Below are 22,467 nucleotides of genomic sequence, written 5' to 3'. Positions count from 1 at the left end.
CTAAACTCGCTCCTTTTCACTTTGAGCCAGTTCAGTCAATGTGACTTTACCGTCTGTCATTCTGCAAATGTCGATTGCATGCTTAAAAGGAATTGGCCTTGCACCAACCAAATAAGAACGCGCTGTGTGTACGCTTCCCTCGATAACTTGGGAAAGAGCAGTTTTGGCTTTTCCTTTTTCTGTTTTATTCAAACTTGAATACCACTGCTTAAGATCCATAAAAACACCTCAAAGATACCTCGTGTATACATTAGATACTGAGAGTATCTTTAGTTTTATTTTTCGTCAAGCAGTGATAATAAAAATTTGATAGTTTTAGATACGCACAGTATCCTAGAGATAGTTTTCTTATTGAGAGATTTCAAAGAAATGGAACCGTATTGGGCGTCGATTGCTAAAAAGCGAATGAAAGAGTTAGGGATTACTCAAAGTGACTTATTAGATGTATTTGGAGTTACCACCAGAGGTGCTGTTGGTCATTATTTCTCAGGAAGATCAGCAATTAATGTTGACCAGTTAGAAGCGTTGTCACAAAAACTAGAAATGCGCATTAACTACTTCCCTGATAGTAGCGGCTCAGTAAGTGTTGATGACTTAGAGAAAGTGTTAGATATTTGGCTACCAAGGTTAGCCCAAGTTGGACTTGTTGAGTACAAAGCCGAAGTATCATCAATCAAAAAGCTTTTAATGTCCTCCTTTGAAGATGAAGCCAACGGCTTAGATGAACAAAAAGAAGCATAAAAAAAGGAGCAAATGCTCCTTTTTTTAATCTTTCTTTTTACTTGGAGGAATCACGCCATTACCACCCGTAAAAACTTTAGAAAACCCCGATGGCTTTACTTTAGGGTCTAACCCACTACCATTTGTCCCGCCACTTATTTTCTTTAAATCATTCTTTTCAATTACAAACATAATATTCCTTATACATCAGGCTTAATTAAACAACCTTTTTAAAAACAGACTTAGAAGTATTGATGTAACTCACGTTACTGTCTTTGTTCAATGACTCCATTTCTTCATGCTCTTCAATCGCATCAAGTAAGTCAGACTCAAATGCTTCTAACTTCGCTAATCGCGTATCGATGTTTTTCTCCCGCATCGCATCACGATATTGATAACTCAACCTAACAAAACGCGCTTCGTTTGGTTGATTTACATAAGCTTTTTTAGAAAATTTAAAATAGAAAGATATCGCTATACCGCAACAAATTGTCACTGCAGCAAACGTTATGAACGCAACCCATGTCATTAAGCATACTTCTCCTTTGCTTTTGTTTTTGCGTATAGAAATGCGTAAGCAACCATAAATCCTGAAACAACCACAGTTACCGCAACCACAACCATTGAGTAACAATTATCTAACAAACGTGTCTCAAAAACAATATAGTCAAAGGCTCTTAAGAAGTGCCAGAAAGCCAAGAAAATAGAACCCAAACAGATAATTCTAGTTAGCAAAGAGTGTTGTATTGATGATTTCTTATGAGAAATAACAATGCCGACAACCAGAAGCAACTCAAACAACACTTTAAACATATAAACAATAAATGCTGATGTAGCCCAATGGTCAATTGCTGTATGCAAACCCTCAGAAAAATACATCACGGCATTATTTGCTAAGTAGACCAAAACCACCATCAAATATGAAATAAAGCTACTGATCTCTTCTTGATAGTAGTGATTATATCGCCTACCGAGTAACTCTTTTGGAGTGCACTGGGTCTTAATGTATATCGCTAAGCAGCCCACAACTGTAGATATCAGCCCTGAGTAATAGCCTATTGTGTAAATACTTTTGAGCTGTTGCGGATTATCAAACACTCTTTATCTCCTTATTGTTAAAAGAATTTAGCCATCGCCTTTTGGTTTTTCTGGGTCGAATGGGTCTGTTCCAATCATGATAGGCTCATTACCGATAAACACTGGCTGTTTCTCTTTTTCTGTTTTCTTAGGTGGCTTTGGGTCAAATGGGTCTGTTCCAATACCGCCAATAACCAACCTAAGGCTGCTTGTTCCCAATACTACTAGATTTTTACTATTTCCTTTCATAAATACCTCAGTTATCACAAAAACAAAAAAGATACTCAGACTTGACAAAGAGTACCACCTTGCACAAAATGATACAACCAGTATCATTTTGGTGAATTTAATATATCACAGTAAACAAGCTTTTAATTTAGTTAGAAGCGCTTAATTAACAACTTATTAGACTTGAGGGATTAAAAATGCTTAATCACATATCTTTTTCTGTGACCTGGATACCCCAGCACCTTTACTTAGAAAGATTTGGGGAAGAAAAAACAACAATCGACGAGAGGATAAAACGAAAACATTGGATTAAAGGGGTGCACTACAATGTACCAAAAGGCAGCAAAGGACGTTGGATCAATCTAGAAGAAGTGAACAAATGGGCATCAGGTCAGACAAATACAAAGGCGTATTTACACGCGAACTAAAAGGTGGTGAACGGTTATATATATCGTTCACCTACCAAGGTGAACGATGCCGCGAACCACTCAAAGGATTAAACCCCGAACTGAAAACAGATTGGGACTATGCTTTTGGCCTTAAAAAGGAAGTTGAGCGAATGATATTGCTTGGACGCTTTGTTTATTCTGAATACTTCCCCGACTCACCCAAAGCTAAAAAACTCAATTCGTCTGCAAACGCTACCGTTTTAGACTATTTAAATGAATACATTGAACACGCTAAAAAGCGCGGTTTAAGTGTGTCTACCATTGAAGGCTATTTAAAAGCTAAGAGAGCTTTAGCCCCATTGCATGACATTAAAGCGTCTAAGCTTACACCCGCAAATATTAAGCAATACATTAAAGGTTCAAGCGTTACGCTTAAAACAATGCGAAACAGGCTAAGCGTTTTAAACTCCGCATTGAATGAAGCCGTTGTCGATGGTGCATTGAAGTTAAACCCATGCGCTTCGGTAAAGCCCCATCAATACATGGATAAAATTAATAAAGTAACAACACGCGGAAAACATGAAGACGTTGACCCATTCCGCCCTAAAGAGATCAGCGCAATACTCAAGAGCGCCAGAAATGAATTAGAGCTCAATTTACTTACTGTGCTGTTTTATACAGGCATTCGCCCATCAGAATCCGCCGCACTGCAATGGGTAGACGTAGATTTAATCAATGAAGAACTAAAAGTGTGTGAAGCCGTTATTTGGGATTCAAGCTCACAAAAGGCTGTGACCAAAGGCACCAAAACCCGTGCTGGTAATCGTGTGATTGAACTACAACCCGAAGCTATTGCAGCACTTGAAGCACAAAAAGAATTAACTGGTAACAATGAGTTTGTTTTCATTGAACCAAAACAAAAACGCCAGCTGACAGGCTCGGCGCAAATTCGTAAAAATATATGGTTGCCAGTATTAACCGCCAGCGGCGTAAGATACCGCCACCCTTACCAAGCCCGCCACACATTCGCCACTATGCTAATCAGCCAAGGCAAAAACTTATGGTGGATTGCCCGACAAATGGGGCATGACAGCCCAGAAATGCTATTTAGGCATTACGGGAATTACATTAAAGAGCATGACCAAAAAAGCCGCTAATGCGGCTCTTTATTTCTTAAAACTTCTCTGAAGAATTGTATACCCAACCTAGTTACGGTTTTCTCATCTGTAATGATGCCAGCACTTTTTAAATCCTCTATGAACATGCTTGCTAGATTTTGCTCAAACCCAGCAAACTGCTCATTTACATCATCTATCGATTCATTTATCACAGATTCATATTCTAAATTAACAATAATATTTTCATACACATATTTTTTGAAACCCCTATTAAAAAAAAGTCGGCTATTTTGCATAGATGATTTTAGTGCATTTGCTTTGAGGTTTTTAATGTCAAGCTCCAATGAGCGTATTTTCTCATCCTTCTCTGTTAAAGAACTTATTACAGATTCTTTCTCCTCTTCTTTCATTGGAGTTTGATCCAAAAACTCTTTAAGAATTTGATCTTTTTCTCTAGAAATCCTCTTTACTAGCTCCATTTCTTCTAAAATCTTTTTATTTGTAGCTTCAAAATCTGAACTACCATTATGTATGTAATCTCTTACACTCGAGTAGTTCTCGTCAAGGTGCTTCAACCTTTCACCAAACCCACTTTCAATTTTAGATAATAATATTGAAATCTCTCTCGTAAATTTATGGGTATTATCGTAAAAACTGTTGCTAGTCTCTGTTGCTTTAAAATAAAAAAGTGCAGACAAACCAACAGAAAAGAAAGCTAGCAATAGTGAAAGTAATGTCGGAAAATCTAATTTAAAATCTACAGGTGTGACAGCAATTTTATAAGTCAAAACTGAAATTGCACAAATACTGGCAAATGTTTTTATTATTTGCCAGTTGGATTTTTCTTCCCCTAGAAAGCCTTGGTTATATTTAGATGACTTTTTATTTTCCATAAAATATTTTTTCTCAATAGTTTTTTTGATCTCTCAGCTAAAAAATATATTTTTAACGGTAAGTTTATACTTTAATATTCTTATGTATTTCATCATAGAATACGAACTTGGTTATTAACCATTTTTCTTCGTTTATCGCATTTAATATAACTCTTACACTCAACTTACCTCTTCTTTGATATTTTCCTCATTTATTTGCTAGTTAGCATACCGTAATGGCACCAGAAAAGTCCCCCATAATGATCATATAAATTGATTTAGTTTTAGAACAGTGAGTTATGAAAACTCGTACGGCGGTTCAAATCCCCCCAGCTCCACCAAACGTATAAATCAAGACATCTCAGGATGTCTTTTTTTATGCCCACATTTTACTGAACCAACTCTTTTTTATTTCATAAATAACCCCTATTTTTTCATCAAAGTTTTCTACAGGTCATCAATAACCCCAAAATAAATGTAAATAAATTGTTACGCAAATTATTTAACCAAATCATGCCCATACCCATTTCGAATACACAAAACCAACTGGTCTAACCTTGTTTTATTTTTATTCTAGATTTGCACAAAGGTATATCTCAGATTATTTCTAGATAGGCTTAATTTTGAGCAATTAAAGGAAATGTAATCATGAATAAAAGAAATATTTTACTCTCTGCCATGTGTTTGTATGGCATGAATGCATACGCTGCAGCTGAGTTAGATATAAACCCATCTGTTGTTGGTGGTGTTGAAACACCAGCCTACTCTCGCCCTTATCAAGTTGCGCTGCTTATGAATGGTCGCCAAGGTTGTGGTGGTACATTAATCGATCCAAATTGGGTTTTAACGGCGGCTCACTGTTTAGACAATGCTTCAACATCAAGTTTAACTGTGCGTGTTGGTGCGCACTCAATCAGCCGAAATGATGGTGTCACATTACGTGTATCTCAGATTATCAACCATGAACGCTGGAATGGCGCAAATGGGATCCGCTCTGGTTATGACATCGCAGTTTTAAAACTGGCTTCACCTGCGCCAAGTCAATATACACCAGCTAAACTTCCTACTGCGGCTATCGAGTCACAATATGCAAGCCCAGGCGATTACGTTACGGTATCGGGTTGGGGTTTAACCTCTAATCGTGGTCGCCCAAGTGATGTACTTCGCGAAGCTGATTTACCCGTTATCACTAATTCAAGCTGTAGTTCACAACTTAGTTTCAATTTGCCGAGCTCAGTAATTTGTGGCGGTGGTGAAGGTGGTCGTTCTGCATGTAATGGAGACAGTGGCGGTCCTTATGCTGTTAGAGTTGGCAATGACTTTTACAGCATAGGTACTGTAAGTTGGGGGCAAGGTTGTCAAGGTGCAACTGCTTTCACAAGAACAACAAGCTTCTTAAATTGGATCAAACAAAAAACAGGAATTATCGACGGTGAAGATAAAAAACCCGTCGCCAATTTTGAGGTCCAAACGGATGCGGCGTCTTTAACTGCAAGTTTCACCAACAAATCTACTGACGATAAAGGTATTACAGGTTATCAGTGGTCGTTTGGACAAGGCAATGCGGGTTCAACTCAAACAAACCCAAGCTTTACCTACGCTTCTGCAGGTAGCTACAACGTCACGCTTACAGTAACAGATACCATTGGCCAAACAAGCAGCGTATCTAAAGTCGTTAACTTTATCGTTGATGGTGAATGTAATGCAGCACCTTGGAATGCAACACAAAGCTATGCACTAGGCGACAAGGTCAGCTACAAAGGATATGAATATGAATCTACTTGGTGGTCTCAGGGTGCTCAGCCAGACTTATACAGCAATGTGTGGCGTCGGGGTGCAAAATGTGATGGTAACGTTGAAGACCCAGCACCTGTTGCTGACTTCTCAGTGGCGACAGATCAATTAACAGCAACACTCACCAGTACGAGCACAGATAACGGTCAAATCGTTAGCACTCGCTGGATTGTCAACGGTGAAAGCTACCAAGGTAGTGTTGTGTCGCACACTTTTGCACAAGCAGGCAGCTATTCAGTAACTTTAAGTGTTACTGATGACAAAGGCCAAACCGCTCAAAAAACCAAAACTATCTCAGTTTCTGAAAATGTCGATACCTGTAAAGGCACACCGGCTTGGTCAGAAAGTACCGTGTATTTACAGGGTCAAAGAGTGAGCTTAAACGGGGTAATTTACGAGGCTAAATGGTGGGTACAAGGTGAAAACCCTGCTTCTTCTGGACCTTGGGGACCTTGGAAAACGATTGGTCTATGTAGCTAAGCTGATTAAAGAAATCTTTTAATCATTTTAAGTCCCGTGTAACCTAAAGGAAATATATAACCATATTTTCTGCGACATGGGACTTAGTCAACAAGTAAAAGCCGATTTAACACGCCTTGGCGAGCGTATACAAAAAACTTTTTTAGCAATCAAAGCTGAACTACCAGAAAAAGCCAAAACCATTGGTGGATTTGCTCGGTATTTAGATTATAACCGCTCTAATAGCCAACGCTTTTTTACTGCCTGTAAAGCAAGTGATGGTTTACAAGTATTAGTAGAGCTGCCCGGTGTTCAAGCTTTGGTACTCATGCAGCAAAAGTTGACACCGCTTATCCCTGCCCCTTTGTTGAAGCAGCTAAAACAAGTTACCGACTTATTTGAACAGTGCCTCAACCAACATGCTTCAAGTCATGCCCAACTCAAACGCATGCTATCGACAGCGAAACAGAAAACACAAAATACCACCCACGGTGATGACCACAAAGCGCAGCTTTATTATGCCGCTAAGTCTCTACTGCGATTCAGCGTCGAAGAAGTTTTCTGTATTTATATTCTCAGAGAGAACAAAGCAAACCCTGCTTTTTTACAAGAGGTTGCGTTGATTAGTAAATCTGGCATTAAACGTGAAGCTGGTGCTGTGCCTTTTGTGCAGTTTTATACTCACCCTAATCCTGATAATTTTACTCAACCACTAAATATTTCTAAGCAAAGTAGATTAGAAACCAATCTTTTTACCATTGGTGTATCTGAAGAGTACTCGACATCTGGGTTTTTAAATGCGTTTAGTACATTTTCGCCGAGTAATTCCGGTTTAGTGTTTGACCCACTCCCAAGCGACACCTGCGATGCAACCTTTGTGGTTAATAACCCTGATGAAGTGATGAACCCGCTCAATCAAAATAGTCCGTGCAGCTCCACCAGCTTATCAATTAAAAATCCAACCAAAGCCATGACCATGATAGTGATGATTGAAAAACAAATTGATAAATGTAGTACGGTGAATATTGGCTGCTATCACAACAATCAAAAGGTAGAAGATGGCAAGTTAAAAGCAAGTGATATGTGGACTGAACGATTTCCAGAATTTCCTGAACTCAAAATTTCTCAAACCACAGATAATTTAGCGCACTTTCAATTACAGCAAGATCACAAAGACAAACTGCGCTATTTATTAGATATCGCGCAAGTCGATATTGAAGACTATATTTGTTACTCAACCCATGTGAATTTTCCTATTTGGTCGAGCACCTACCGTATATATTTCGAACACCAGTAAACCTTTTCTAACGCGACTTTTCACTTTAAATCACTAAGTAAGCACACAATGTGCTTACTCTCCCGCACCAAAAACACCTGTAACCCATTGTAAAACAATATAATTTACAATTTCAATTTACTTATTTCACAAACTTTCACATATCTTTAGTCTCACATGAGAATAAAAATTGTACATATGCTTTAAGTGCTGATAGCCTAGATCGTATCTCAGATACACTTTGAGATATAAAATAATAAAATACAACAACAGGGTGTTCTCTTATGAACTTAAGATTATCAGCAATTATGCAAGGACTCGTTGCGAGTTCTCTTTTACTCTCAGGTAACACTTTTGCCAATCAGGTGAATGAAGACGAAGTTGAAAAGATTCAGGTTACAGGTTCTCGTATTGCGCGTACTAGTGCGCAAATGACAACACCAACAACCATGATTGATGCAAAAGAAATCGCGCAATCGGGTGTAAAGAATATTGGCGACTTAATGCATAAACTGCCCGCTATGATCAGTGGTGTAGGTTCAACTACGGCGACAGGCAATGGCACAGGCCTTCAGTCTGCAGGTCAAGAACTCATAAACTTACGTGGTTTAGGTACTGAACGAAGCTTGGTGCTTGTAAATGGTCGTCGTCATGTATCGGGTGATGCCGGTAATTCTGCTGTCGACATTTCTATGATCCCGACTTCACTTATTGAGCGTGTCGAAATTATTACCGGCGGTGCATCTGCTATTTATGGTGCTGACGCGGTAACTGGTGTTGTTAACTTTATTATGAAGAAGGACTTCACTGGATTCGAACTTGATGCATCTTATGCACAAAGTGCTGAAAATGATGCAAAGAGCAATGATATTTCTCTGACTTGGGGTACTGACTTTGCAGATAGCGCGGGTAATGTTACTTTTCACGTCAGTTATTCAGACCGTGATGCGCTTTCAGTTACGGCGCGTGACTATGCCAATAAAAACCACTCTTTTTTACCAAACCCTGAAAATACTGGGCCTGATGACGGTATTTCAGATACTGTATTTGTAGAAGATTTACGTTTCCAAGCGCTCAGCGCCGAGGGCTTAATATACTTACCTAATAGTAACTACTTCTTTGGCGATGCCCCTATAAGCCAGATCCCTGTACCCACATTCGCAAATGACCCTATTGCATTTCCGTTTGGCCATGTAGGTTACGACACGTTTACCATCGACCGAGAAGATGGCCACTTTAGACCTTTCCAAAATGGTGATTTTTGTGATGGTCCGGTTACTTGTTCTAACGGTGATGGATTTAGGATCTCTGAAACTAACTACGCCGTTGCGCCTAGTGAAAGACTATTAATGAATTTAGGCTCTAGATACGATCTGAGTGACGATGTCAGCCTATATCTTGATAGCAAATACGGTAAGGTTGAGTCTTATGCGATTGGCCAGGCAAGTATCTTCCACGATGATAACTTCGGCCCATTGATCAGCTTAAAGCAAGATAACCCATTTATACCAAGTGAATTAAAAAGATTAATGCAAGAGCGTAATGTGCAAGATGCCGCATTAGCAGTGGTCGGTTTACCATCAAGCTCTGAAAACATTCGTGAAACCATGCAGATCACTTTAGGTGCTGAAGGAACATTTGCTGATTACGATTTTGATACTTATGTGCAACACGGCAGAGTCACCGCTGATATTTATGAGCTCACAACATTCAATGAGCGCTACTACCGCTCACTAGATGCAACCACAGATGCTAGTGGAAATGCCATATGTCGTGATACCAGCGATCCTACCTGTGTACCGTATAACCCTATCTTCAAACAAGCCAGTCAGGCGGCATTAGACTACGCTGGTGTGAAACTGCATAACAAACAAGAGATGGAGCAAACCATTGCCAGTTTTGTGTTTCACGGTGACTTAGTCGATACCGATTTGGGGCCTATTGCATTTGCAGCAGGTCTTGAATACCGAAACGAGCGCTCGCTTTCTGATCCTGATCCACTCACTCAAGGACGTGATGAAAATGGCGTAGGTCTTGGTCTAGTAGGTACAACAACAGGTCAAACCCCTGCTACTAATAGCTTTTTTAGTACTGTAGAAGGTAGCTATAACGTAAAAGAAATTTTTGGTGAAGTCAGCGTGCCTTTATTGGCAGACTTACCCTTAATTGAATCGCTTGATCTAGAAGTGGCTGCACGCTATGCCGATCACAGTATCACTGGTGGTGATAGCACCTATAAAGCGTCTCTAAACTGGCAGTTTGGTTATGATATAGGCTCTCGTGCTAGTTATTCTCGCGCAGTACGTGCTCCGAACATTCAAGAACTGTTTGCGCCGGCTTCTTCAGGTGCAGCCCGTTTAGTCGACCCATGTCACAAAGATAATTTAGATGCAGAGCCCGCTGTTGCTGCAAATCGTAAAGCAAACTGTGAGTTGTTAGGCTTAGATGCTGAATTTACCTCAAACGCGTCATTCGGTACTGTGCTAACACACACTACCGGTAATACAGAACTCAAACCAGAAACGGCTGATACTTTCACGCTAGGTTTAACTTATTCGCCAAATGCTAACCTAAATATTGCTGTTGATTACTGGGATATTGAAATCACAGATGCCATCACGCAAATCGATGGCAGCGATATATTGTCAAACTGTGTTGATGGCAGCCAGCTTGATGACGCATTTTGTAGCAAGGTGAAACGCGCTGAAAACGGCAACATTTTATTTGTTGGCGTTAATGCCGTAAACGCAGCTCGTTTCTCAGCAAAAGGCGTTGATTTAGAAACCGCACTACGTTTCGAAACTGGTTTAGGGCAACTCAGCTTCAGAGTCAATGCCTCTTATTTAACTGAGCGCATTAACGAGCAAAACCCGAAAGCAGGTTTACCTATCGAGAACGTAGCAGGCTCAGTGACTTACCCTCGTGTAAGGGCAAACTTTAGTACCTCTTACACCCACAAAGATCTAACAGCAAGTTTAAATAGCAACTATGTTGGCAGTTCTACATTTGATAAAACGCGCTCTGATGAGTACTACCCTTCTGCGTTTGCAAATGAAGTAGGTAGCTACACCAGCCATAACCTGCAAATTAACTATCAATGGCTTGACTCCTTATCTATGTATTTAGGCGTCAATAACCTCACTGATAAACGACCTCCAAGATTACCAGGACTTAACCAAGGCAGTCTTTTATATGATGTGATAGGAAGAAACTATCGCTTAGGTCTTAAATACCAATTTTAATCGAAACCCAAGTGAGCAACCTTATTCAACGGGGGGTTGCTCGCTTATTTTTAACCAAAGCAAGTGTGAATAAATATGATCAGACAATCTTTACTTACCTGTGCGGTACTCTCGCTTTTGAGCGCGTGTAACACGACTTCTTCCCCACAAAACCTAGAGGTTAAGTCAGCCGCAAGTGTCCAAGCATTTAAACAATATAGTGCTGAAACTTTCTACGATACTGTTAACGTCATGGGCAGTAGCTTTTCTAATGATGGGAAAAGCATTTTAGTCAGTAGTGATGAAACAGGCATTTTCAACCTGTATCAAGTTGATACTAAAACAGGTAATAAAACGCAACTGACCAATAATACCGATACCACATACCCTGTTGGCTATTTTCCAAATGATGATCGCGTTTTATTTACTAAAGACGCGGGCGGTAATGAGTTATTCCACCTATATGTTCGTGAGTTAGATGGCTCTGTTAAAGATTTAACACCTGGTCAAAAAACACGTGCAAGCATATTTGGCTTTTCAGGTGATAAAAGCCATTTTTACGTGCTGAGTAACGAACGTGATATGCGTTTTATGGACTTATATAAGTACGATGCTAAAACCTATGAGCGTTCTTTGTTATATAAGAATGAATCAGGCTTAAACATTGAAACAGTCAGTCCTGATGAGCGCTATTTTGTATTGAGTAAATCAAATAGCAATAAAGATTCTGACTTGTTCTTGGTTGATAACCAAGCTAAAGGTCAAAAACCAGTTTTACTCTCTAACGTAGAGCATGATGCAACGTTTTCAGCTAATTCATTTTCTAAAGATGGGCAAACACTTTACTATCAAACGAATGCCCATGGTGAATTTACACAAATTTGGCAATACGATTTAACGACCCAAGCGCATAAACCTTATTTAATTGCAGATTGGGATATCACGCATATGTATTTCTCAGAATCGGGCCGTTACCGCGTTCATTTTGTTAATGAAGATTCAATGACAAAATTGGTCGCCACCGATTTAAATACGCAAAAAACCATCCAGATGCCAGAATTACCCGCTGGTAATTTAAGAAGTGTTAACTTCTCTAAAGACGAGCAGAAAATTTCTTTTTATCTGACATCAGATACCTCTCCACACAACTTATATGTTTGGCAATTCGGTGCTCAACAAGCAACTCAGTTAACTTCTTCATTGAATAAAGCCATAGATGAAAAGCACTTAGTGACCAGTACCATAGAACGCTTTAACAGCTTCGACGGTTTAGAAGTCCCAGGAGTAATGTATAAACCAAAGCAAGCGTCTAAAGCTTCTCCTGTGCCAGTTGTTATTTTTGTTCATGGTGGTCCAGGTGGACAAAGTGTCAGAGGATACCGACCTGAAATCCAACATTTAGTGAATCATGGCTATGCCGTGTATGCCATCAATAACCGTGGAAGTAGTGGATATGGTAAGACCTTCTTTCATTTAGATGATAAGAAGCATGGTAAAGATGATTTGAACGATCTTATTTGGGGTAAAAAATACCTACAAAGCTTAGATTGGGTTAATAAAGACAAAATCGGCATTATGGGTGGCAGTTACGGTGGCTATTTAACGGCTGCTGCATTGGCCTTTGCACCTGAAGAATTTGAAGTTGGAATTAATATATTCGGTGTGACAAACTGGGTGAGAACGCTTAAGTCTATTCCACCTTGGTGGGAAAGCTTCCGTAAAGCCTTGTATGACGAAATGGGTGATCCTGCAACAGATGAAGCAAGGCATAGAGCTATCTCCCCGCTATTCCATGCACATAATATTGTGAAGCCATTAATGGTTGTGCAAGGTGCAAACGATCCTCGCGTCTTACAGGTTGAAAGTGATGAACTGGTTGAAGCGGTTAAGAAGAATGGCACACCAGTTGAGTACGTGCTATTCCCAGACGAAGGCCACGGTTTTACTAAAAAGAAAAACCGCATCACGGCATCTGACGCTTACTTAAAGTTTTTACAATCCCATTTATAAAATAGTTACCCGTCAACAAAGCCAAGGCAATTCATAGTCTTGGCTTTTTTAGCTCCAAACTCTTCATTTATTGTGCTAGTAATCTGCCCATATTTAATGTAAAAAGCACCCTTTGATTTAAACATGATAATAATGTTTATTTGTATTTAACTATTTTGTAGTAGGTATAAATGAGTAAAACCCTGTGTGAGTGGAAAAGAAAAGACATCGAAAGCAAACTATCTCAGCTTGGAGATATTGTTTCACCCAGTCACTTTATTTGTAAAAAATGCGCCCGTTCAGCAAGCGATAAAAAGTACCTATGTAAAGGTACAAAACTGAAATAATCATTCGCATTCTTACTTATAGTTGTACCTAAATTTTTATTGCATACCATTTTTTAGTCGGTGAGCTTTAATGAGATTGATTGCGCTTTTTGCTTAACTGGATTTTTGCGTTTTTTCTCGCCTAAATTGTTATTTTTATTTGTTTTTCTTTATGATCTACTTGTATTCATGAGCGTATTAAAGAACAATGCGTGCATAAATTCTTAGAGGAGTAACCGCTATGTTAGCCCCAGCAATGGTTGAAAAATTAAACGAGCAAATTAATTTAGAATTCTATTCTTCAAACCTATACTTACAGATGAGTGCTTGGTGTGAAGACAAAGGCTTCGAAGGTGCTGCTGAGTTTTTAAGAAAGCATGCCGTTGAAGAAATGGAACACATGAACCGTTTATTCACTTATGTAAGTGAAACCGGTGCATTACCAATCTTAGGTGCCATTGAAGCGCCTCCTCATGAGTTTAATTCTCTAGGTGATGTATTTAGAACCACTCTTGAGCATGAGTGCACTATCACTAAAGCAATCAATGAGCTAACTCATGTTGCTTTTACTACACATGATTACTCTACGTTTAACTTCTTACAATGGTATGTTGCCGAACAACATGAAGAAGAAAAGCTGTTCAAAGGTATTCTAGATAAGCTTGAACTGATCGGTGAAGATGGCAAAGCACTATTCTGGATCGACAAAGACCTTGCTGAATTAGCTAAAACGGGTAGTACTTCTATTATGGAAGCTGGTGCTTAATCTAAAGCCCTAAAACGAGAAAAGGTAGCTATTTAGCTACCTTTTTTGTTTATTCATTCGCAAAGTTAAAACTTCCCTGCTGGTGGCCAGTTTGGGTTATCGATTTCATCTTCCCCTACTGCACTGCCAGCTTCAACCGCAATTGCATTAGGCACATTGTCTTTAGGAATACAGAGTTCAACAACGTAATTGTTATGCTCATCAGCGCGAATTTCTTCTAGCACTCCGTACAATTGCTCAACAGATGTCACTTTACGACCTTGTCCACCAAATGCATCGGTAATTTTTGCAATTTCTCAATTGGGTAAATCATTATATTGATAAACATCATTTAACAATTTATCTGGATAATCGACTGGGGGTTGCCTAAATGGATTCGGATTAACCAAGTATTGTTCAATGCCGTAAATTCCATTTGCAATAACAAATACAACCGTGTTCTGCCCATAAGCATGCTGATCTGCAACCGCTTGGCAAGTTTCATGAAATGCGCCATCTCCGACCACAACAATGGCACGCTTATCAGGAAAAGCACATTTAATACCTGTGCCTGCTGGCACTGAATAGCCTATCGATAACCAGGCTGCTTGCGCAACAAACCCATTTCGGCTCGGAACTTTAACACTCTGCGCACCAATCAAAGGGAAGCCGGCATCGACGACCATGATGTCATCTTCAGTTAGCCACTGGCTCATAGCTGAGAAGAAACTGTCATACCCTAAAGGTTGCACTAGATTACTCTGGCTCGACATAAGTTTAAAGCTCGTGTTGCTTTGAGTACGTAAACCTGCGAGCTCTAGCAACTCCTTCTTCGCAGCTATATCAATAAATTCAGCCAACATGGCATCGATAAAGGCTTCTAGTGTCACTGATGCATAAAACTCAGCGCCGACAACCCCCCCACCGTGCGCAGCTAGAATAGTGTTACTGCTGCATATATCTTCATTGCCAGTATCTTTACCTGTGGTCCATGCACCTATGCCAACTAACACGCCGTCTTCACCGACTAAGTTCTCAACTTCTTGTTTTTTTAGTGTGACACAGCCTTCAAAGTAACGATGTGATTCTTCTATGACTGACTTGCTCAATGCTGGTGTCACAAAATGAATATGTTGATCCGGCACAGTATGGGTATCATTAATAAAATCGAGCAATAATAAGAACTTGTCTTGCAAGCCGTACCTTTGTAATTCGACACCTGCCCAGAAAATACTTTTTGGTTTACTGCGCATTAAATTTACCGCAGCTTTGGCTGCTGGTTTTGCTTCACTCACTGTAACTGTTGCACCCACACCAGAGCTAAGTTTACCACTTGTTTTTTGACAATCCGCACGCCATACATCTTCAGCTACTTCAAAATATATGGGGCGACGCTCTGTCAACATAGCTGTAATCGCGGCATCAATTTGATAAAGTGCTTGTTTGGTATTGGTGATCCGCTCAGCTGCAACAGTCACAGGTTTAAACATATGAATGTCGACAAACTCATACCCCGTTGTATGTGAATACAGTAAGCCTGCTTGTTTTGAAATTTGGTCTTCTTTATTGGTTGGCGCACAGTTTATTAAAATAACAGGTACTTGCTCGACATAAGAACCGGCGATCGTGTTGAGTAAACTAAATGCCCTCACACTGTATGTCACATAAAGCGCACTCACACCTTTTAATCTTGTATAGGCATCTGCGGCAAAGCCTGCACAAATTTCATTGGCGTTGCCTGATATTTTTATCGGGGAATTATTATCTGCCAAAATCGTGTCTAATAACGCAGCCGTATAATTACCTGCCACCCCAAACATTTGTTCAATACCTATTTGTTCCATTCTTACTTTTAAGTAATCTACAACGGTAAAATTCTCGGTGATATTCATAATTTCTTTCCTAGAAATACAAAATGAAAAAAGGGCCAAAAGGCCCTAAGTCTTGGGGAAGTGGATAAGCTTTATCGAAGTAGGTTAAATCGACGCCAAGTACCGTTTGAAGTCTATCAATATGACATTCACTTTTTTCAACTTCGATTGTTTCTCGATACCCTAAATCAAAGTATTTATTGATCAGAGATTCACGACGTGCGTTGTATTTTTCTCGAATAAAAATTGACGCATCAGGGTGTAGCGAAGCAAACTTGTCTAGATTAAAGCCTTGCTTGAGGACTAAATCTGTCGAGCGCAGCGCATCTTCAACCCATCCTTGATAATCTGAGAATGCTTCACCGCAACACACTCAATCCATTAAGTTTTCTACGCGATGTTTATATTCCTAAGAAAATAAAATGTAGATCAAAAGTTAACAAACGATAATTACATGAGATTACAGAAGCTGATTTACAGAACAAAAAAGGTGAAAAAAATATGTTTCACCTTTTAAAAGTTAAGGATTGCTAGACATTAGAAGTTTTAATTTACAAACCACCTTTGGTCAGCTTCTCTGGGTTCAATAACTCTTTTAGTTCATTGACAGATAAATCGGTATGTTCACTCGCAACATCAACAATCGGTCGGCCTTCTTTATAGGCTGTTTTGGCAATAAATGCCGCTTTTTCATAACCTATGATTGGGTTGAGAGCCGTCACTAAAATAGGATTTTTTGCGAGTGCTTTATTAACGTTTTCTTCGTTCACATTAAATGTTGCAATCGCTTTATCAGCGAGTAGTCGGCTGACATTCGCCAAGATGTCGATACTTTCAATAATGTTATGCGCAATCACAGGCAACATGACATTGAGCTCAAAGTTACCCGATTGACCCGCTACCGAAATTGTCGTGTCGTTACCAATGACTTGTGCACTGACCATGGCTGCCGCTTCTGGGATCACCGGGTTAACTTTACCAGGCATGATTGAAGAGCCTGGCTGTAGCGCTTCAAGTTCAATCTCAGCAAGACCTGCCAACGGGCCTGAGTTCATCCAACGTAAGTCATTGGCAATTTTCATATTCGCCACAGCCATTGCTTTTAATTGTCCTGAAAGGCCTACAATCGCGTCTTGCGAACCAATGTGATAAAAATGATTACTACTTGGTTTAAAGCGAATACCAATATTTGTACTTAAATATTGCGTGAACACTTTGGCAAATTGTGCGTCAGCATTTACACCCGTGCCTACTGCTGTACCACCTTGTGCAAGTTCGTAGACCCTTTCTACGCTACTTAATATACCTTGATACGCGCAGTCAATCTGATGCTGCCAACCACCTAAAGTTTGTGCAAATGTAACTGGCATTGCATCCATTAAATGCGTACGACCTGTTTTAACTACATGACCGACTTGTTTAGATTTTTGCTCTATCACTTGTGATAGGTGTTTTAGTGCAGGTAATAGCTCATAAACTACAGCAACCGCACTACTGACGTGTATAGCGGTTGGGATCACGTCGTTTGAGCTTTGACCCATGTTAACGTCGTCATTCGGGTGGATCTGAATACCACTTTGCTGTGTTGCAAGCGTCGCGATCACTTCATTGGCATTCATATTTGAACTTGTGCCAGAGCCTGTTTGAAACACATCAACCGGGAATTGGTCTGAATGCTCACCTTCAATAATACTTTGCGCTGCTTTGACAATCGCCTGTGCTTTATCTTGTGAAAGATGCCCTAGCTCTGCATTTGCCTCGGCCGCCGCTTGTTTAATGTAAGCAAGTGCTCGAATAAACTCTTGCGGCATAGTTAACTTGCTAACTGTAAAGTTATTGACTGCACGCTGGGTTTGCGCTTTGTAAAGTGCGGCTTCAGGCACATCTAAGACACCCATACTGTCTGATTCTTGGCGAAATGTAGTCATCTTTGACTCCTATAAAAATGGATTAAATTCACGGCACAGCACTCTTGCTTCAAGCTCCAGCGCCAAATATTTTTGTTTATCGGCTTGCTGCTGTTTGTAGAATCGCTTCAAAGCGAGAAGAGGCTTATATAGCTGCTCAAAACATTGCTTTCTGATTGACTCATGTACGAGTGGATCAGCAATTTTATTGAGTAACTCATTGAATACTCTTTTTAAATACAGTTCTTGTAACAATGTGCAATGACTGCTGCCGTACCATTTTGCTAATGCCAAACTGCCCTCAATATATTGAGATACCAAAACAGGTGCTTCTAATTGAGGTCTTCGACAGTGGGTTTTTAAACAAGGTGTGTAACAAGCAATAGTTTCTTTCAAACACATATGAACCGATTTCAAAATCACAATTGATAATCATTATCATTACAGTTAATCAATTGGTTTTCAAGTTTGAATTTGAAGAATTTTCTTGGGAGTGATGAAGTAAGCCTGATACTGACAAATAATAATCAGGCTTAAATCTAAAAGCGTAGCTTTGTGAGGCTATAAAAACGAGAGTTGAGTTACATTTGTGTATTTATTTTTGCTTATGATGATCAACAGCAAAGCTAACAATGACTTTAAACATAAAGAATAAACTGATGAGTATCAGCCAATTTGGCATAGATAAACTTAGTAGTACTAAAATACCAAAACAAAATAAATTGGCGGCAATAAACGTTTGTAGTCTATTACTCTTTAAAAAATTAACAATACACGCTGAAACAATTGTATAACCCCAAATCAATAAACTTTCTTGAACATACATATCAAGTAGTAACGCAATGATCACGTTATGAAAATGTATCGCGATGAATATTAATCTACTTTTATAACGTTGAGCGTAAAACTGATTTGTTCCTTGGCTGAAGTTAGCGATACAGCCTGCATAAACATCAAACACAATTAAAAAGGCGGCGATTACCTGCCAATGATTAAGCGATAAACCTGATAAGAAAAAAGTAACTATTGTCGCAATACAAGCGAAAAATACTGTTAAAAACACTTCTAATCGAGTTTGTTGCTCTCCAAATACTTCATGAAAACATTTTGGCACTTCAAAATACTTCACTATGACCATCCTTATATTTATCCAATTGGACTGGATAATACCCAATCCCAATAATATTCAGTCATTATCAGGCATAAAAAAGGAGTGAAAATTCACTCCTTTTTCCATTTAAAACAAGCTAATTGCTTATTTTAATTTGCTGTCTAGCTCTTCGATTTTCGCTTTCCAAATCGCAGGGCCTGCAGTGTGCGCGTTGTTACCATCGCTGTCTACTGCAACTGTTACTGGCATATCTTCTACTTCAAACTCGTAGATTGCTTCCATACCTAAATCTTCGAACGCTACTACGCGCGCTTTCTTGATTGCTTTAGATACTAGGTAAGCTGCACCACCTACTGCCATTAAGTAGATTGATTTGTTTTGCTTGATAGATTCAACTGTCGCTGGACCACGCTCAGCTTTACCGATCATGCCCACGATACCAGTGTTTTCTAGCATTAGATCGGTGAACTTATCCATACGCGTTGCTGTAGTTGGACCTGCAGGGCCTACAGCTTCGTCGCCTACTGCATCAACAGGACCTACGTAGTAGATAAACTTGTTCTCGAAATCTACACCTTCAGGTAAGCCTTCACCTGACAAGATCATGTCTTGAAGACGCTTATGCGCTGCATCACGACCTGTTAAGATTTTACCTGAAAGAAGCACGGTTTCACCCATCTTCCAATCTAGTGTGTCTTCTTTCGTTAGTGTGTCTAAGTTTACGCGACGTGTGTCTTCACCCACTTCAAACGTCAGCTCTGGCCAATCTTCAACTTTAGGTGCTTTAAGATCAGCTGGACCTGAACCGTCTAGCGTGAAATGTACGTGACGTGTTGCTGCACAGTTAGGGATCATTACAACTGGCTTAGATGCAGCGTGTGTTGGTGCTGTTTTGATTTTAATATCAACAACCGTTGTTAAACCACCAAGGCCCTGTGCACCAATACCTAACTTGTTCGCACGTTCAAAGATATCTAAACGAAGCTTTTCTTCAGCTGTTTCTGCTCCGCGCTCGATTAGTTCGTGAATATCAACCGGATCCATCAGTGACTCTTTCGCTAGTACCGCTGCTTTTTCAGCTGTACCGCCAATACCTATACCTAGCATGCCTGGTGGACACCAGCCTGCCCCCATAGTAGGCAGTGTTTTCTCAACCCAAGCAGCAACATCGTCAGATGGATTAAGCATAACCATTTTCGTTTTGTTTTCTGAGCCGCCGCCTTTCGCTGCGATCATCACTTCAACTTCAGCACCTGGTACCATGTCAATATGTACTACTGATGGCGTGTTATCTTTGGTGTTTTTACGTGCGCCAGCAGGATCTGCAACAATTGATGCACGAAGTGGGTTGTCAGGGCTGTTATAAGCGCGACGTGTACCTTCATCAACCATTTGTTGTACAGTTAAATCTGTTTTATCCCACTTAACATCCATACCTACTTTAACGAAACACGTAACGATACCTGTGTCTTGACACAGTGGACGCTTGCCTTCAGCAGACATACGAGAGTTAATTAAGATCTGAGCAATCGCATCTTTAGCCGCTTTGCTTTCTTCTTTATGGTAAGCCTTTTCTAAAGCTTGAACGAAATCGAGTGGGTGGTAATAAGAGATATACTGCAATGCATCTTCAATGCTGTCGATGAAGTCTTGTTGACGGATCATACTCATGACGGTTCCTTAATAATCGTAAGTCAAATATAGCTTACGCCTTTAACATGTTGACGGTTTTAAGTGATTTTACCAATTGTATTAGAGTTTTGCTCAATTATAACGACAGATAACGTTTACCGAGAATCGGTTAACGGTAATGGTTCAATAACTAGGCGAAAATTAGTGTGCATAGAGGCTCTATACAAATAGTTTTCAACGACGTTAGTAAATCATTTAGCGCGTTAGAATGATCGATTTTTTAATTCAATTGGTATTGAGCATCACTATTGTAAAACTGGCAAATATGATACCCTCCTCGCCCGTTTCGGGCTAGTTTTCAGGTTCAAGTAAATGATAAATGAGCAAATCAATTGTAAAAAATTAGACATTAAGCTATCTACTGAGTTAGTTTTTGAGCAATTCGCCCATTTGCCTCACGCAGTTTTATTAGATTCAAGTAACGCTCAACACGAAAATAGCCGTTACGACATCATCAGTTTTGAGCCAAAGCATCTCGTCGAAGCGAAAAATAAGCACGTATTTTTGGACGGTAAACAACAAACGCAAAGTTGTTTCTCCATTATGCAATCACTGTTAAGTGATTTATCAGATACACAAACCGCTGAAAATTTACCTTTTACCGGTGGATGGTTAGGTTACTTTGGTTATGACTTGGGTCGTTATATTGAATCCATGCCCGAGTTGGCAATCGAAGACATCAATATGCCAGATATGAGTGCAGGTCTATATTTAGATGCGCTGGTTTTTGATAATCAGGCATCTGAGTGGTTTTATGTTTCTCAGCCAAACTTCGATCGCCTTGACACGTATTTAGCGGCAATTAACAAACAAGCTGCAAAAGCAGTACCTTTTAAGCTCACCTCTGAGTGGCGATCGAATCTTGATAAAAGCGCGTATGAAAAACAGTTTGATAAAATTCAAGCTTATTTAAAAAGTGGCGACTGTTATCAAATTAACTTAGCTCAGCGCTTCAGTGCAGAATTTAATGGCGCCCCTTGGTCAGCCTATAAAACCCTTAGAGCGCACAACAAAGCACCATTTGCCGCTTTTATAAATCACCCGCATGGGTCTATTTTATCGGTGTCGCCTGAGCGTTTTATTCTGGTTGAAGATAACAAAGTCGAAACTAAGCCAATAAAAGGCACGCTGCCCAGATTAAAAGAAGTTACAGCCGATAAAGAGCAAGCCGAAATACTGAAGAATAGTCCTAAAGACCGCGCCGAAAATGTGATGATCGTTGACTTACTCCGTAATGATTTAGGTAAAGTGGCCAAGCCGGGCACTGTGACTGTGCCTAAACTATTCGATATCGAAAGCTTCCCTGCTGTTCATCACTTAGTGAGTACCGTACAAAGTGAACTAGCTGAAGGCAAAACCGCTATTGATCAATTAGAAGCGGCTTTCCCTGGCGGCTCAATCACAGGTGCTCCTAAGATTCGTGCCATGGAAATTATTGAGGAACTCGAGCCTCATCGTCGCAGTGTATACTGTGGCTCTATCGGTTATATCAGTGCCTGCGGCAAGATGGATACGTCAATCACCATTCGAACTTTGGTATGCAGTGAAGATAAAATTCATTGTTGGGCTGGCGGAGGCATTGTTGCCGATTCAAAAGCTGCTTTGGAATACCAAGAAACTTTAGACAAGGTAAACAAAATATTACCTATACTTAGTAATAGCTAAGCAAAAA

General features: G+C 39.8%; 21 protein-coding genes. 8 read left to right on the top strand and 13 right to left on the bottom strand.

What is annotated here, in order from left to right; genetic code table 11:
* Positions 1-219, bottom strand: coding sequence for a hypothetical protein (locus ACGHEH_RS12160; protein WP_390445697.1), 219 nt, complete (start codon positions 217-219; stop codon positions 1-3).
* Positions 220-369: 150 nt separating this feature from the next.
* On the opposite strand from ACGHEH_RS12160, the gene ACGHEH_RS12155 reads away from it, so the two are divergent.
* On the top strand, positions 370-741 hold the full coding sequence (locus ACGHEH_RS12155; protein WP_390445694.1) for a helix-turn-helix domain-containing protein: 372 nt from the start codon (positions 370-372) through the stop codon (positions 739-741).
* 24 nt (positions 742-765) lie between these two features.
* Here the strand turns inward: ACGHEH_RS12155 and ACGHEH_RS12150 are convergent, their stop codons facing one another.
* From ACGHEH_RS12150 to ACGHEH_RS12135, 4 genes are read right to left on the bottom strand one after another with little or no spacing between them, the layout of a single operon-like run.
* A complete protein-coding gene (locus ACGHEH_RS12150; protein WP_390445692.1) occupies positions 766-912 on the bottom strand; it encodes a hypothetical protein in 147 nt (48 codons plus the stop codon).
* Between the two features lie 25 nt (positions 913-937).
* A complete protein-coding gene (locus ACGHEH_RS12145) occupies positions 938-1,249 on the bottom strand; it encodes a hypothetical protein (RefSeq protein WP_390445689.1) in 312 nt (103 codons plus the stop codon).
* Positions 1,249-1,818: a hypothetical protein gene (locus tag ACGHEH_RS12140; RefSeq protein ID WP_390445687.1), complete on the bottom strand. Its 570-nt coding sequence runs from the start codon at positions 1,816-1,818 to the stop codon at positions 1,249-1,251. The genes ACGHEH_RS12145 and ACGHEH_RS12140 overlap by 1 nt, the downstream gene beginning before the upstream one ends.
* A gap of 27 nt (positions 1,819-1,845) precedes the next feature.
* On the bottom strand, positions 1,846-2,094 hold the full coding sequence (locus ACGHEH_RS12135) for a hypothetical protein (protein WP_390445684.1): 249 nt from the start codon (positions 2,092-2,094) through the stop codon (positions 1,846-1,848).
* Positions 2,095-2,404: 310 nt separating this feature from the next.
* Here ACGHEH_RS12135 and ACGHEH_RS12130 point away from each other — a divergent pair, with 310 nt between their 5' ends.
* Positions 2,405-3,571, top strand: a complete 1,167-nt coding sequence (locus tag ACGHEH_RS12130; protein ID WP_390445681.1) for a tyrosine-type recombinase/integrase — start codon at positions 2,405-2,407, stop codon at positions 3,569-3,571.
* Here ACGHEH_RS12130 and ACGHEH_RS12125 read toward each other — a convergent pair.
* Positions 3,568-4,425: a hypothetical protein gene (locus ACGHEH_RS12125; protein WP_390445678.1), complete on the bottom strand. Its 858-nt coding sequence runs from the start codon at positions 4,423-4,425 to the stop codon at positions 3,568-3,570. The genes ACGHEH_RS12130 and ACGHEH_RS12125 overlap by 4 nt on opposite strands.
* 627 nt (positions 4,426-5,052) lie before the next feature.
* Between ACGHEH_RS12125 and ACGHEH_RS12120 the strand changes: the two genes are divergently transcribed.
* The 5 genes from ACGHEH_RS12120 to ftnA all read left to right on the top strand — a co-directional run bounded on the left by ACGHEH_RS12120 (position 5,053) and on the right by ftnA (position 14,235).
* Complete coding sequence (locus ACGHEH_RS12120) at positions 5,053-6,678, top strand: trypsin-like serine protease (protein ID WP_390445675.1); 1,626 nt, start codon at positions 5,053-5,055, stop codon at positions 6,676-6,678.
* 76 nt (positions 6,679-6,754) lie between these two features.
* Complete coding sequence (locus ACGHEH_RS12115) at positions 6,755-7,954, top strand: hypothetical protein (RefSeq protein WP_390445673.1); 1,200 nt, start codon at positions 6,755-6,757, stop codon at positions 7,952-7,954.
* Between the two features lie 263 nt (positions 7,955-8,217).
* On the top strand, positions 8,218-11,175 hold the full coding sequence (locus ACGHEH_RS12110; protein ID WP_390445670.1) for a TonB-dependent receptor domain-containing protein: 2,958 nt from the start codon (positions 8,218-8,220) through the stop codon (positions 11,173-11,175).
* Positions 11,176-11,250: 75 nt separating this feature from the next.
* Positions 11,251-13,164: a S9 family peptidase gene (locus ACGHEH_RS12105; protein WP_390445667.1), complete on the top strand. Its 1,914-nt coding sequence runs from the start codon at positions 11,251-11,253 to the stop codon at positions 13,162-13,164.
* Between the two features lie 546 nt (positions 13,165-13,710).
* Positions 13,711-14,235 carry a non-heme ferritin gene (gene ftnA, locus ACGHEH_RS12100; RefSeq protein ID WP_058029484.1) on the top strand — a complete coding sequence of 175 codons (525 nt, stop codon included), beginning with the start codon at positions 13,711-13,713 and terminating at the stop codon, positions 14,233-14,235.
* 65 nt (positions 14,236-14,300) lie between these two features.
* Here the strand turns inward: ftnA and ACGHEH_RS12095 are convergent, their stop codons facing one another.
* The 7 genes from ACGHEH_RS12095 to ACGHEH_RS12065 form a co-directional block, all read right to left on the bottom strand.
* The gene (locus tag ACGHEH_RS12095) at positions 14,301-14,486 is read right to left on the bottom strand and encodes a hypothetical protein (protein ID WP_390445664.1); all 186 of its coding nucleotides are present in this window, start codon (positions 14,484-14,486) and stop codon (positions 14,301-14,303) included.
* A 45-nt stretch (positions 14,487-14,531) separates the two neighbouring features.
* A complete protein-coding gene (locus tag ACGHEH_RS12090; RefSeq protein ID WP_390445661.1) occupies positions 14,532-16,106 on the bottom strand; it encodes a thiamine pyrophosphate-binding protein in 1,575 nt (524 codons plus the stop codon).
* A gap of 10 nt (positions 16,107-16,116) precedes the next feature.
* The gene (locus tag ACGHEH_RS12085; protein ID WP_390446037.1) at positions 16,117-16,458 is read right to left on the bottom strand and encodes a hypothetical protein; all 342 of its coding nucleotides are present in this window, start codon (positions 16,456-16,458) and stop codon (positions 16,117-16,119) included.
* A gap of 178 nt (positions 16,459-16,636) precedes the next feature.
* On the bottom strand, positions 16,637-18,013 hold the full coding sequence (locus ACGHEH_RS12080; protein WP_390445658.1) for a class II fumarate hydratase: 1,377 nt from the start codon (positions 18,011-18,013) through the stop codon (positions 16,637-16,639).
* Between the two features lie 9 nt (positions 18,014-18,022).
* A complete protein-coding gene (locus ACGHEH_RS12075) occupies positions 18,023-18,394 on the bottom strand; it encodes a hypothetical protein (protein WP_349285932.1) in 372 nt (123 codons plus the stop codon).
* Positions 18,395-18,587: 193 nt separating this feature from the next.
* Complete coding sequence (locus ACGHEH_RS12070) at positions 18,588-19,121, bottom strand: hypothetical protein (protein ID WP_390445656.1); 534 nt, start codon at positions 19,119-19,121, stop codon at positions 18,588-18,590.
* Between the two features lie 126 nt (positions 19,122-19,247).
* The gene (locus tag ACGHEH_RS12065; protein WP_130255919.1) at positions 19,248-20,774 is read right to left on the bottom strand and encodes a fumarate hydratase; all 1,527 of its coding nucleotides are present in this window, start codon (positions 20,772-20,774) and stop codon (positions 19,248-19,250) included.
* A 333-nt stretch (positions 20,775-21,107) separates the two neighbouring features.
* On the opposite strand from ACGHEH_RS12065, the gene pabB reads away from it, so the two are divergent.
* Positions 21,108-22,460 (top strand): aminodeoxychorismate synthase component I, encoded by a 1,353-nt coding sequence (pabB, locus tag ACGHEH_RS12060; RefSeq protein ID WP_390445653.1) that lies wholly within the window; start codon positions 21,108-21,110, stop codon positions 22,458-22,460.
* Positions 22,461-22,467 lie beyond the last annotated feature (7 nt).

It is taken from the genome of Pseudoalteromonas sp. MTN2-4 (assembly GCF_042848605.1).
Taxonomy (GTDB): Bacteria; Pseudomonadota; Gammaproteobacteria; order Enterobacterales; family Alteromonadaceae; genus Pseudoalteromonas.
This window is presented reverse-complemented; position numbering and strand designations above follow the sequence as displayed.